The following is a 13,768-nucleotide window of genomic DNA, read 5'->3' on the forward strand; positions in this document are numbered from 1 at the left end:
TAGCCTCTCAATCCAATAAACTAATTATCTCATATCTTAGGAGATGAGGTAATCGAAAAGAGGTTCATAGGGTTATCCAGTAAAAACCGGAAGGTTAAAACCCTAAATATAATATACAAGGATGAGTAGAGTGTCAATATTAGAAGTAAACAATCTTTCTTATTATTATGATAACGAAAAAGTATTGAACGATATTAGTTTTACCGTTGAACCCGGCGAGTTTATCATTTTAACAGGTGAAAACGGTGCTGCAAAATCAACACTCATTAAAAATATTATTGGTTTACTTAAACCAGCAACTGGCACAATTGATTTAGCTAAGAAAAATCATAATGGCGAGAAATTATCAATTGGTTACGTTGCGCAGAATGTCAGTTCATTTAACGCGGGTTTTCCAAGTACGGTTCAAGAATTTGTAGAATCAGGTCGTTATGCTAAAGGGCGTTGGTTTAAACGCTTAGACGATACTGATTATGAACATGTTGATCGAGCATTAAAATCTGTTGGGATGGATAAGTTACGTCATAAAAAGATTGGAGAATTATCTGGTGGACAAAAACAACGAATCAGTCTGGCGCGTATCTTTGCGACTGATCCAGATTTCTTTGTTTTAGATGAACCAACTACGGGAATGGATATCGAATCTCGTCGTTCATTCTATGAATTATTAAAGCATAATATTGATTATCATAATAAAACTATTTTGATGGTCACACATGCAGACGCTGAGATTGAAGGCTATTATAGCCGCGAAATTCGTTTAGTGCGAGAGGAGGGTTCACCATGGAGATGTTTCAGTATGACTTCATCCAACGCGCATTCATCGCCGGCGCAGCCATTTCATTAATTACTCCCATTTTAGGATTGTTCTTAATCTTAAAAAGACAATCTTTAATGGCGGATACTTTGTCGCACATCTCGTTGGCCGGTGTAGCGCTCGGGACCTTTCTAGGGATTATGCCAACTTACACCACTTTAATTGTGGTCATTATTGGGGCAATCCTTATCGAATATTTACGCCAAGTATACCGTGACTTCTCTGATGTTTCGGTTGCGATTATGATGGCTACCGGAATGGCAGTTGCGTTAATCTTAATGAGTTTGAATACCAATAGCGGTACTTTCCAAATAGACCAATATTTATTTGGGTCAATTATTCTGATTTCACCAGAAGAAGTAAAACTTTTACTGATACTAGCAGCGGCACTTGTTATTTTATACGCTATCTTTAGAAAGCCATTATACGTTATGAGCTTCGATGAAGCAGCCGCAAAAACTGCGGGTTTACCTGTGCGTTTTATTTCAATTGTGTTTTCAATTGTGACGGGAATTACGATAAGTATTATGATGCCAATTGTCGGTGCTTTACTTGTATCGGCTTTGATTGTCATTCCATCCGCAACTGCGATTAAAGTATCGCGTAGTTTTACGCAAACAATTTTTTTAGGTATTCTGATTAATGTGATTGGAATATTTGGCGGTTTGACAGCCTCTTACCAATTTGACACACCACCAGGTGCGTCGATTACAATCGGTTTTGTGATAATTTTTGTGATAGTCTCAATCTTTACTGCCGTTAAAAACCGTCTTGATCGTCAATAAATAATCAGCTGAATTAAAGCTAGTCTTCTTAATGGAGGCTAGTTTTTTTTATTTGCGTGTGCTCGCCATGTAAGTTCGCTAGGGTGGTAGCTTCTTTCAAAGCTTCACATTAGCTACTTTATATGCTTTACATTGAATTATCAGAGAATAGAGACGAGGCATTCTTACATAACTGGGCAATTCTATTTCAATGTTTAAACTCAGAGTATGAGTTTAAACATTGAAATAAAAACACTGCCTGTAAAATAATCTTCGCTTCACGGACCATGTCAGCTTTCCAAGACAGAGGTCACTACCACCCCACACTGACACACTTACTTTTCCAGCTAAATCGGCTAGTCTTCACTATACCAATGGACCTCGTATTTTTTATATAAAATTGCCATCAAAATCATATGGTTTGATAACTCGAGAGATGAGCGGTAAAGTTTAATTAGGAGGCGAAGAATATGGATTTCATTCGTAAAGTAACAGTCATCGGTATACTCAGTCTATTAACCGGTGCTCAAATAATTGTTCCCAGTAATCACACGTCACGAGAAAATTTCCCAATTTCAATCGCAACAGTTCAAGCTGCAACAATCACGCCGAAAGCGCATGCAGAAGACATTATTCAGACACTCGCAACAGCTTTTCCAGACGATGACTTACCGACATTTATGCTGATGGACTCAATGCCTCATTATATTACCGCCGCAACGACAGGTACGCATGATCAGGCCAACTATAATATTCTTTATTTTGCAGAAGACGAACCAATCGCGATTGATGACAAACAACTGAATGATTTGACGCCAATCGCTAGTTTTAATAAACAAACCTTTGACAGTGAAGAAGAAGCTACAGAAGCTGTCAACCAAGTGCTAGACCTTCAAGGTGAAGCCGTCGATTTAGGATTTGGGATAACAGGGTATTTACAAGGAGCAGCAGGTTCAACCTACTTAAATTGGCAAGAAGGGAATTGGAGTCTAGTTGTCAAAATGTTAAACCAATCGGACGATGACCCCACTCAACTTGCTCAAGCCGTCGTGACTTATTTGGAGGAAGTGTTCCTGCCAGCACCTCAATCAGTTGGACAGATTACTCTAAACGGCTCGACTAATGAAACAGAAACGACCTACCAATCACAAATAATTATTTGGCAAGCCGGACGCACAGTCTATCAAGTTAGCCACTCTGATCCAATGCAGGCTATTAAGATGGTAGGCTCTATCTCAGAACCAACTGAACAATAAACTTTATTTAAGGAATCATCTAATAAAAAGGAGGTTCCTTTTTCCAAAATATTAACCCAAATCACCTCGCCTAATGTGTGAATTTTCCATGAGTTTTCCGCGTAAAATCAATAAATGTATCCGCTTCCCTTGATTGTCAACCTTTTTGGGTGTAAACTTATAGTAAAGACAGTGTAATCTAATTGTAATATAGAAAGAGGTGTAAGAAGTGAGAAAGCGGATGGAAAGACAAAGAGGTCTAGCGTTTCCGTTGACCTTATTTGCAAGCGTAGTTGTATTATCAATGTCGAGTGAACTCATAACGATTCAAGCCCAAGCAGACACTGAAACCAACCAAACCTCAGAAAGTATTATTACAACTCCTGAGTCACTTCCTCCTTCTGAAGTAACAGAAGCGGAAGTAACGGAAGTAACAGAAGAAACGATTGTTGAAACCGTGGAGACGCCAGAAGTAGCACCAGTAGAAACCGATCTAGTTATTGAAACATTAAGTGTTGAGGAAGAAGACTACAGCACAGGAACGGTTATTAATCATACCGTTGTTGCTGGAGAGTATTTAACATTAATTGCACGCAACTATGGAGTGACCGTTAACGAATTGCGTCTTTGGAACCATTTAACAACGGATACGCTTCAAATTGGTCAAGTTTTAAAAGTAATCCCAGGTACTACAACGCCGGTTGAAACACCAAGCGAAGATGATGATCATAGTGGGGACGTTGTCAGCTATGTTGTAAAAGCAGGCGATAATCTCTGGTCAATTAGCCAAAGATTTGGTGTGACAATGAATGATTTACGTCTTTGGAACCATTTGACAAGTGACACATTACAAATTGGTCAAGTCTTGAAAGTAATTCCAGACATCACGGATCCGACTTATCCAGAAGATCCAGATGATCATAGTGGAGATGTCGTGACTTACATTGTCAAAGCAGGCGACACACTTTGGGGAATTGCCAATCGATTTGATGTCAGCTTGAATAATTTAAGACTATGGAACCATTTGACAACAGATTTATTGAGAATTGGTCAAGAACTAAAAATGATTCCACCTTTACCTGGACCTACTGATCCTGTTGAAGAACCAGGTTCTGTAACGACTTATACTGTTAAAGCAGGCGATACCCTATGGGCAATTAGCCAACGTTTTGGTGTAACCGTTCAGCAGTTACGTACTTGGAATCAGTTAACCAGTGATATCTTACAAATTGGTAAACAATTGACATTAGTAGCTAAAGATACCACTCCACCACCAACAAGTGAGAATACAATACATGTTGTTCAAGCAGGCGATACCCTATGGGCAATTGGTCAGCAGTATGGTGTATCTGTCAACCAAATTAAACAATGGAACCAACTGACTAGCAATTTCTTGTCAATTGGCCAACGTTTGTCAATCGGCACACCTACGACAACACCACCGGTTGATAATCAAACTAAGTATATTGTGAAATCTGGAGACACTTTATGGTCAATCGCGAATCGCTATGGAGTGACCGTTTCACATTTGAAACAATGGAATAACTTGACGTCAAATTTACTTGCGATTGGTCAGATATTAATCGTATCTGGAGAAGTTGAGGCGCAACCACCAGTTACTACGCGTTATACAGTTAAAGCTGGTGATACGTTGTGGTCAATTAGTCGTCATTACGGTGTGACAGTGAGTCAATTGATGTCTTGGAATAACTTAACCTCAAACTTTTTAGCAATTGGCCAAGTATTGAATGTTAACCAACCGAATGTTACTTATACTGTCAAATCTGGCGACTCCTTATGGAAAATTGCCGTGCAGTTTGGTGTGACAATCGAACAACTTAAAAACTGGAATGGTTTAACTTCAAATGTTATCTATGTCAATCAACAACTGATTGTCAAATAGATAGGACAAAGAAACCCATGAATAGTATTCTACCTGGTGTAAAATACTAAGTCATGGGTTTTGTTATTTTATAAGGGAGTGTAAGTTTTATGTTGATTTATCGTGATTTATGCTTCGCTCAGCTAATTGTTTTCTAAGGCGGTGGTCGCTTTCAAAGCCTCACGATTGTGAGGGCTTATCCAGCTCAATCGGCTAGGCTCTGACTGTTTTTACCACTTTGAGTAAGCTGTGCGTGATTTTCTTACTGTAGTTATAAAAATCAAGTTAACTGAAATTTCGTAAATGATTAACCGAGCATGATAGACCAAATAATTGTGATGACGAGGAATGCTATTAAACCAAGTACGGTTACCCAAGCTTGCCAACGAGCCATGTTTAATGTCGAGCCAATACCAAAACGTTTTTCAACAAAAATCGCAGCATCATCCGGATTATAATAGAAAATTCCTGCAATCCATTTGGCATCTTCTTCTGCATCTTGATAAACAGCTAAATCTTCATCAGAGTCACCAGGTAAAGATAATTTTTCTCCAGCTTGACCATAACGTAAAGATAGGTAAATGCTACCACCCAAGCTATAAAGCAGATAAATAATTGTGAGTGTCATTAGCCAGCCGAAGTGGCTATCTTGAATGAACAGTGAGTAAAGGTAAAGACTTGATAAAAGTAATTGCGTTAAAACAGCCAGAATAAAGATGAAGCGAGCCCAAGCTTCACGAAATAAACGACTTTTTTCGCTTGAAATCAAAGGAGCGACTGGCGAAAGCTTTTGACGCGATTTGATAAAACTGTAATAACCGAACTGCATGATGGGAATAAGTAATAATTGAATACCTGGAAGAGCTAGAACGATTTTCCAACTCTTTTCGACTGTTCGAGAGACTTCGAAATTTAAGTTCCAATTTAATGGAATCAATTCATGTATGCGATCATAATTAAGTACCGCAAGCAAAATAGTCACTAGCCAAATGACAAACTGGGCTAAGAAAAAAGTTGTAAAAGGAATTGCTGTTAATTTGTCATGATAGTGTGTGTCAATGATGATTCTATTATGTTGATTAAATGCTTCAGTAGGTAGACTTTGTTTCCATTGTTGAAGGGCCTTGCGGTATTTTAAGTAAAGCACAAAACTAAGAATAAGTTGCAATGTAATCGCAACTGTTACATAAATACTTAAGATTAATTCCAATTGTTGTTCAAAAGTAAAGAGCAATGGCAAGCCTAACATAGGAAAAATTAATAGAGCACTTATGCTTATAATCCAAATGGCATATTGCTTAACATATTTATGGACAGTGGGGTCTTTTACATATTGACTGGGTAAGCTAATACCGAAAGGTGTTGCTTGTCGGCTAATTAAAGGTGTGATCCCTACTATAAAGCCTGTAGCAACGACTGTAAGAATCATAATCGTATTAAAAATCCACATATAGTTTCCTCCTTGTAAATAAGTTTAGTTTGAATTGAATGATTCATTTTCAGAAAGATTCAATTCTTCAGCGATTTCTTGGGACCACTCTTGGAATTGTGTGAATGTAATTCCATGAATAAGACCATCAATTAAGACCGACTTAAATTGTTCTTGGACCTCTGTTCTAAAATTTGGAGCTTCTCGCAGTGTTTCGTTAAACTGAATACTATAGCCTTGCTGACTCTTGCGCAGAATCCCTTCATCGACAAGAATGTTGTAGGCTTTATTGACGGTATGCATGTTAACCCCAAGATCACTGGCTAAACTTCTTACGCTTGGCAATGTTTCGCCAATGTTTGCCTGACCATTTAAAATCGCTTGTTTAATTTGTTGAGTTAGTTGAGTATAGATCGGAATAGTAGTATCGGTTTCGATTTCAAAAATCATTGTAGCCCCTCCTTTTCACTTGTTCTATAACAACTATAACACAAAATGCATATTCAGTCTATAATGTTTGAGACGGTATATAGTAGAAATGGAGCCTGTCACTAAAGTTTGTGCCAAAACTATAGGTGAAAGAAATTGAAACCGCATCCAAATAGACGTACAATAAATTTGAAAGTAAATCAAAGGAGGAAATATTATGGCGCAAAACAATAAGGGCTTAAAGGCAAGTGTCCAAAAGCTCGGTAGTCATTTGAGTGGAATGGTTATGCCAAATATCGGTGCATTTATCGCTTGGGGGATTATTACAGCGCTCTTTATTGAACCAGCTAAAATTTTATTCTTAAATAATGCGATTAACCATGGTATCTTAACACCATTGGGAACACAACAAGTAGCTGAAGCTGGAAAATCAATTCTATACTTATTAGAAGCGAACCCTGGACCAGGTCTAGGTGTGTTACCAACGTGACGGGTTTGAATAATCAACAGGAACCTGAAGCGGTAGTCGCAGCGATTGCAGAAGCGGACCTAGTGACGACTGCAATCGGGCCGAACGTCTTGCCTTTTATTGCGGAGTTGATTGCAAAAGGTATCCAAGCTCGACGTGCTGCTGATATTCAACAGCCGATTGATGTTATTGCATGTGAGAATATGATTGGTGGTTCGGATTTCTTAAAAGAAAAAGTATTCACTTACTTGTCAGACGAGGATTTAACTTATGTCGAGGCTTATGTCGGTTTCCCGAATGCGGCTGTAGACCGAATTGTACCAATTCAGTCTCATGAAGATCCGCTATTTGTTTCGGTTGAACCATTCAGCGAGTGGGTCATTGATGCCAATATGTCGAAAGCTAAGCAGCTTCATTTGGAAGGTGTCACCTATGTTGAAGATTTAGAACCTTACATCGAACGTAAATTATTCTCTGTCAACACTGGACACGCAACAGTTGCTTATAACGGTAGCTATCAAGGTTACGAGACAATTGATGAATCGTTAAAAGACCCAGAAGTTTTGGCACAATTAAAGGCAGTTCTCAACGAAACAGGCGCCTTACTTGAAGCGAAGTGGCAGTTTGATCACGAAACCCATCAAGCCTATATTAATAAAATTGTTGGACGCTTTGAGAATCCTAATCTATCTGACTTGAATTCCCGAGTTGCGAGAACACCAATTCGCAAGCTAGGTTATGATGAACGTTTTATCCGTCCTTTACGTGAGGCGAGTGAACGCGGTTTAAGTTACCAAGCCTTACTTCAAACAATTGCCCGTATTTTCAAATATGATGATCAACAAGATGAACAAAGCGTTGAATTACAAACTCTATTAGCGGAGAAGCCTTTAGAAGCGGTTATTAAACAGGTAACTGGCTTAGAGAATGCACAGTTAATCAATGAAATCAAGGCAGCTGTGGATGCTTTAGCCTAATAAGAAGACTTAGCTGTTCTGCTCAAGATATGAGTGGAACAGCTTTTAGTCATGCACTCGCTTGATAGAAATAAACAAAACTCTTCCAAAATATGACTTACCAACACGAACAATGTTCATAAAAATATATCTTAACGTTAATTATTTTGGTATAATATATTTATTAAACAATGAGGAGTCATAATATGAGTGAAAGTCCAATGAAAATCAAACGGAATCACCGAATGTTATATATTAGTAATTACTTAACGGATCGTCCTAATCAATTAATCAGTCTGTCTTATTTCGTACAGTATTTTGACTGTGCTAAATCTTCAATTAGTGAGGATATTGATTTTATTCGTGAGGTATTTGCATACAATAAAATCGGTCAAATTTCGACTGTTGCGGGTGTTGCAGGTGGGGTTATCTTCTATCCACAAGTATCGCCAGCTGAGACACAGAAGTTATTAACTGGTATTGAGGATAAGTTAAAAACAGGTAAACGTATTATGCCAGGTAATTATATTTATTTAGCGGATATTCTTCAAGAAGCGGATACCTTGAATTTAATTGCACGTCATATTGCGGAACATTATCAAGAAGCGGATATTGATGCGGTAATGACAATCGAAACCAAAGGGATTGGCCTGACGGTAGCAGTAGCCCGTTATTTAAACGTGCCACACGTGATTGTACGTCGTGATTCTACAGATACAGAAGGTTCAACGATTTCAGTTAATTATATTTCAGGCTCACATCAGACGGTTAAAAAGATGGAGTTAACGAAGAGTAGTTTACCTACCGGTAGTAAAGTGTTAATAATTGACGATTTTCTACGTAATGGTGGAACAATCAATGGCTTAATTTCTTTATTGGAAGAGTTTGAGTGTGAACCAGCAGGAGTATGTGTGTTTGCTGAGAATACACATAAGGAACGTGTGCCCATCGAAAATTATGTTTCTTTTCTGAAAATTGAAATTGTTTACAATAAGGAAGCAGGGCATTTTGAGCTTCAGATGCTTCCAGGGAATTTTTTTGAATAGAAATATTTAATAGACCTAAGGGGTTCAAATCGTTATAATATATAATGGTAAAAAAATAATTGGATAAATTATATTTTAAATTAGAATGAGGAGTGTAGAAATGAGTAATCGGATGGCGATCGTTTTAGCCGCAGGTAAAGGAACACGCATGAAGTCTAGTCTTTATAAAGTGTTACATCCTGTGTGTGGTTTACCGATGGTAGAACATGTCATTCGCTCTGTTAAACAGAGTGGTGTCGAACAAATTGTAACAATAGTGGGTCATGGAGCCGAAAAGGTTCAAGAGGTTTTAGGTGATTCATCTGAATATGCTTTACAAGCAGAGCAATTAGGAACAGGACATGCGGTATTACAAGCTAAAGATTTACTAGCATCTCAAGAAGGAACAACACTAGTTATTTGTGGGGACACACCTCTTTTAACTGGAGAAACGTTACAGCAATTGTTTGAAACGCATGAAACAACTGGAGCGAAAGCAACTATCTTAACCGCGGTAGCGGAAGATTCGACTGGTTATGGTCGTATTGTTCGTTCAGCTAATGGTGAAGTTTCTAAAATTGTTGAACAAAAAGACGCAAGCGAAGCAGAACTAGAAATTAAAGAAATCAATACCGGAACGTATGTATTTGATAATCAAGCTTTGTTTGTAGCTTTAGCTAGTGTTAAAAATGACAATGCACAAGGTGAATATTACTTACCCGATGTGATTGAGTTAATTAAAGCTGACGGTGATAGTGTGTCAGCACATATTATGGATGACATGGATGAAGCAATCGGTGTAAATGATCGTGTTGCCTTAAGCCAAGCACAACGAACAATGATGCGTCGTATCAACTTAATGCACATGCGAAACGGTGTAACGTTTGGGAATGCAGATTCGACTTATATTGAACCTGATGTGGTGATTGGTAATGATACAGTGCTTGAGGCTGGTGTTCAATTAAAAGGACAAACTACAATTGGTTCAAATTGTTTCATTGGCATGAATTCAGAAATTATTGACAGCCAAATTGCGGATAATGTGAAGATTACTCAATCAGTCATTGAACATTCAAGCGTAGGTGAATTGTCAGATATCGGCCCATTCGCTCATTTACGACCAAACAGTGTGCTGGGTCAACATGTACATATCGGAAATTTTGTAGAAGTGAAAAATAGCAATATCGGTGATGAAACTAAGGCAGGACACTTAGCTTATATTGGCGATGCGGATTTAGGTAAAGATATTAATGTAGGTTGCGGCACGATTTTTGTTAACTATAATGGCAAGAGCAAAGCACGTTCAGTAATCGGAGATCAAGCATTTATCGGAAGTAATGCGAATATTGTTGCGCCAGTAAACATTGGCGATAAAGCATTTATTGCAGCAGGTTCAACAATTATTAATGATATTCCAGAAGAAGCATTAGCTATTTCACGTTCTGAACAGAAGAATGTTCCAAACTATTGGGAAAAATTATCGAAAAAATAGTCGATAAGGATAGGTTTTAACCTTAGTTAGCGTTATAATTGAGTTAGCAGAAGACAAGACTCAGACATAATTAAATGGAGGGAAAAAAGTGGCCATCAAACATTATAATGATCCGAAATTAAAGATTTTTTCTTTACGCTCAAACGAGCCATTGGCAGAAAAAATTGCAGAGGCGATTGGACTAGAATTAGGAAAAATTGAGATTTCACACTTCTCAGATGGAGAAATCAAAGTAAATATCGAAGAAAGTATTCGTGGTGATCATGTTTATATTATTCAATCTACGTCATATCCAGTAAGTGACAACTTGATGGAGTTATTGATTACGATTGATGCGTTGAGACGTGCAAGTGCCAAAACAATTAACGTTGTAATGCCATATTATGGCTATGCGCGCCAAGATCGCAAAGCTCAATCGCGTGAACCGATCACTGCAAAATTAGTAGCAAATATGTTACAAATGGCAGGTGCAACTCGTATGGTTACACTTGATCTACATGCTGTTCAAATTCAAGGATTCTTTGATATTCCTGTTGATCATTTAATGGGAGCGCCATTATTAGCTAACTACTTCTTGGATAACCAACTACACGGCGATGATGTCGTAGTTGTTTCGCCAGACCACGGTGGGGTAACTCGTGCGCGTAAATTAGCAGAGTTCTTAAAATCACCAATTGCGATTATTGATAAGCGTCGTCCACGTGCGAACGTTGCAGAAGTAATGAACATCGTTGGTGAAGTATCGGGTAAAACGTGTGTATTAATCGACGATATGATTGATACAGCGGGAACAATTACGCTTGCAGCAAGTGCTTTAAAAGAAAAAGGGGCTAAAGCAGTTTACGCTTGTTGTACGCATCCTGTTTTATCAGGACCAGCAATTGATCGTTTACGTGATTCTGAAATTGAAAAAGTGATTGTAACAGATTCAATTTTATTACCTGAAGATCGTCAATTACCGAACATGGAAATTGTATCTGTTTCTCAATTAATTGGTGAAGCAATTAAACGTATCCACGAAAACCGTTCGGTTAGTCCATTATTTATTGAAAAATTCAAAATCATCGACTAATCATTAAATAGTAAAACCATGTGTTCATTGAAAAAATGAACGCATGGTTTTTTAGTTTATAAGGGATTATGGGTTTAGGGTTGGTTTACCAAGGTTTGTCTTCGCTCAGCTTACTGGTTTCCAAGGCGGTGGTCGCTTTCAAAGCCTCACTGAAGTTCGTGCTTTTTCAGCTCAATCGGCTAGGGTGTGACTACTTCGCTGTGCTCAAAGTCACACCAAGCTGCGCCGATTGCCCTTTGTACCGTTTTGGAAAACAATTCGCTGAGCTGCGTTAAATATTCCAACAAAAGTAAAGTTATATGATCAAGTTAAAACTGCTAACCGGAATTTAAAGTCCTCGACTCGTCCGAGGTTTCATCGTTTAATTTTAAAGAACTTCGGTAAGTATTTTGTAGTTAAATATTTATTGAAAATTATTTTTTGTGCCTTGCTTTCAATGATAATGAGGGTTTCTATACCTAAATAAAATAATAAGATTATCTTATTCAAATGCTCAAAAGTAGCAAGTTGTGCGAAAAAACAATATAATAGTGTGGATGAAAAAGATTGTTTTCTGCCAAAGTCATGCTATGATAATAACTGTTGTAAAAATTGATTTACTTATGGCGAGATAATGACGAGGCAAGGTTATTTAATTTTGATGAAGCATTAAATCCTTAAGAACAGAAAAATAATTAAAAGCAGCTGGACCTATTATGTGATGGTGAGCTGTTTAAAGATGAAATGTAATCGTGTACTCGATTGGAGGTATTTAAAATGAATAAATTCCGAAACCGTTATGACTGGAATAAATTTCTGGTATTAGGTGTGACAGGAGTTGGAGCAGTCGTATCACTGTTTTGTATCTACATATCTTTCTTTTTGAAATTTTGGGGAGATATTCCTGCTCGTAACTTTAGAGCTTTTGAGGTAAGTTACCTTTGGATATTAGTTGGTTTTATTTTTATCAATATGTTGTTTGAAACATATGTCTTCTATAATAAGTCGCTCTTAGACTTATTTTATTTTACAATGTTAAGTCAATTTATGCTGAGTGTTTTCATGATGGCATTGACTTATGCAGGTAGTTGGTTAACTTTCCCACGCTCTGTTATTTTGGTTAATTTCTTTGTGGGAACGGCTGGTATCTATATTTATAATTCGATAGTGTACTTATTGTATCATCGTATACGTGGTAAAAAGCATGTACTAGTAGTGGGGAATCAAGAACGAGCGCTAGAAGCAGTACGTAACTTTGATCTGATGCAAAATCGTCGTCATGAAGTGACGCACGTAGTCTTATCTAATTACTATTATCATGTGCGTGAATTAGCGGATAAAGTGGATATTGTATATTTAACAGGCTATATTGAGGAAACGGAAAGAATTAAGATATATGATTTCTTGATGCGTCAGAATAAGAAGTTATTTATCAGTACTGAATTCCAAAACTTAATGATGGTAAACCCAAATATCATGAACTTTGAAGATGAAAGTATTATTGAAGTATCACCATTTAAAATTTCTGGTGAAGAAGAAATGATCAAACGCTTATTTGATGTATTCGTTTCATTAATTTTGTTAGTGATAACGTCGCCTGTCTTATTGATTACAGCAATTGTCGTAAAATTAGATTCACCCGGACCGATTTTTTATAAGCAAGAACGTGTAACGATGAATCATCGTTCGTTCAATATTCTGAAATTTAGATCAATGTCTTCAACCGCTGAGGCCGAATCAGGTCCAGTACTAGCAACCTCAAATGATAGTCGTGTAACTAAAGTAGGTAAAGTCATTCGTAGCACACGTATTGATGAATTACCTCAGTTGATTAATGTGTTAAAAGGCGATATGTCTTTAGTTGGACCTCGTCCAGAACGACCTTTCTTTGTGAACCAATTTAAAGCTGAAAACCCTTATTATTCACTTAGACATCATGTGCGCGCCGGAATTACAGGTTATGCGCAAGTTTATGGTAAGTACAGTACAGACTTTAACAGCAAGTTGAATTTTGATTTATTGTATATTAAAAATTACTCTTTAGCCTTTGATTTTAAATTACTATTCCAAACAGTAAAAATTTTATTTGATAAAGTAAGCTCACGCGGTGTCGATGCTGATAATATGGCACTACCAAGCTGGAGTGATTACGAAGAAAAAGTAAAAATCATTCGTTAAACACCCAATATTATCAAAATAGGACTCCCGGTTCTGTTCCT

Annotated in this window: 11 protein-coding genes and 1 pseudogene; 10 read left to right on the forward strand and 2 right to left on the reverse strand. The window is 37.5% G+C overall.

From position 1 onward, the window contains the following. Positions 1 to 130 precede the first annotated feature (130 nt). The 4 genes from GF867_RS06785 to GF867_RS06800 all read left to right on the forward strand — a co-directional run bounded on the left by GF867_RS06785 (position 131) and on the right by GF867_RS06800 (position 4,719). Entirely contained in the window at positions 131 to 847 is a 717-nt protein-coding gene (locus GF867_RS06785; protein ID WP_311453963.1) for a metal ABC transporter ATP-binding protein, read from the forward strand. After that, on the forward strand, positions 784 to 1,602 hold the full coding sequence (locus tag GF867_RS06790) for a metal ABC transporter permease (RefSeq protein ID WP_153832356.1): 819 nt from the start codon (positions 784 to 786) through the stop codon (positions 1,600 to 1,602). Before GF867_RS06785 ends, GF867_RS06790 begins: the two co-directional genes overlap by 64 nt. A gap of 449 nt (positions 1,603 to 2,051) precedes the next feature. Continuing rightward, positions 2,052 to 2,837 carry a hypothetical protein gene (locus tag GF867_RS06795; RefSeq protein WP_153832357.1) on the forward strand — a complete coding sequence of 262 codons (786 nt, stop codon included), beginning with the start codon at positions 2,052 to 2,054 and terminating at the stop codon, positions 2,835 to 2,837. Positions 2,838 to 3,045: 208 nt separating this feature from the next. Next, positions 3,046 to 4,719 carry a muramidase family protein gene (locus GF867_RS06800; RefSeq protein WP_172973979.1) on the forward strand — a complete coding sequence of 558 codons (1,674 nt, stop codon included), beginning with the start codon at positions 3,046 to 3,048 and terminating at the stop codon, positions 4,717 to 4,719. Between the two features lie 286 nt (positions 4,720 to 5,005). Here GF867_RS06800 and GF867_RS06805 read toward each other — a convergent pair whose 3' ends face one another. Together GF867_RS06805 and GF867_RS06810 are read right to left on the reverse strand one after the other, a co-directional pair. Beyond that, positions 5,006 to 6,148 carry a DUF1648 domain-containing protein gene (locus GF867_RS06805; RefSeq protein WP_153832359.1) on the reverse strand — a complete coding sequence of 381 codons (1,143 nt, stop codon included), beginning with the start codon at positions 6,146 to 6,148 and terminating at the stop codon, positions 5,006 to 5,008. A 24-nt stretch (positions 6,149 to 6,172) separates the two neighbouring features. Beyond that, a complete protein-coding gene (locus GF867_RS06810; RefSeq protein ID WP_153832360.1) occupies positions 6,173 to 6,577 on the reverse strand; it encodes a GntR family transcriptional regulator in 405 nt (134 codons plus the stop codon). Positions 6,578 to 6,773: 196 nt separating this feature from the next. On the opposite strand from GF867_RS06810, the gene GF867_RS06815 reads away from it, so the two are divergent. From GF867_RS06815 to GF867_RS06840, 6 genes and pseudogenes are all read left to right on the forward strand, one after another. Continuing rightward, the gene (locus GF867_RS06815) at positions 6,774 to 7,046 is read left to right on the forward strand and encodes a hypothetical protein (RefSeq protein WP_366927789.1); all 273 of its coding nucleotides are present in this window, start codon (positions 6,774 to 6,776) and stop codon (positions 7,044 to 7,046) included. Beyond that, positions 7,034 to 8,002, forward strand: a pseudogene (locus tag GF867_RS06820) (mannitol-1-phosphate 5-dehydrogenase); the annotation flags it as partial. The gene GF867_RS06815 and the pseudogene GF867_RS06820, both read left to right, overlap by 13 nt. Before the next feature lie 185 nt (positions 8,003 to 8,187). Then, positions 8,188 to 9,027 (forward strand): pur operon repressor, encoded by an 840-nt coding sequence (gene purR / locus GF867_RS06825; protein WP_246168140.1) that lies wholly within the window; start codon positions 8,188 to 8,190, stop codon positions 9,025 to 9,027. Positions 9,028 to 9,127: 100 nt separating this feature from the next. Further along, positions 9,128 to 10,498: a bifunctional UDP-N-acetylglucosamine diphosphorylase/glucosamine-1-phosphate N-acetyltransferase GlmU gene (gene glmU, locus GF867_RS06830; RefSeq protein WP_153832361.1), complete on the forward strand. Its 1,371-nt coding sequence runs from the start codon at positions 9,128 to 9,130 to the stop codon at positions 10,496 to 10,498. A 94-nt stretch (positions 10,499 to 10,592) separates the two neighbouring features. Beyond that, entirely contained in the window at positions 10,593 to 11,570 is a 978-nt protein-coding gene (locus GF867_RS06835) for a ribose-phosphate diphosphokinase (RefSeq protein ID WP_311454007.1), read from the forward strand. A gap of 756 nt (positions 11,571 to 12,326) precedes the next feature. Beyond that, positions 12,327 to 13,727, forward strand: coding sequence for a sugar transferase (locus tag GF867_RS06840; protein WP_153832362.1), 1,401 nt, complete (start codon positions 12,327 to 12,329; stop codon positions 13,725 to 13,727). Positions 13,728 to 13,768: the final 41 nt, after the last annotated feature.

It is taken from the genome of Fundicoccus ignavus (assembly GCF_009659375.1).
GTDB lineage: Bacteria > Bacillota > Bacilli > Lactobacillales > Aerococcaceae > Fundicoccus > Fundicoccus ignavus.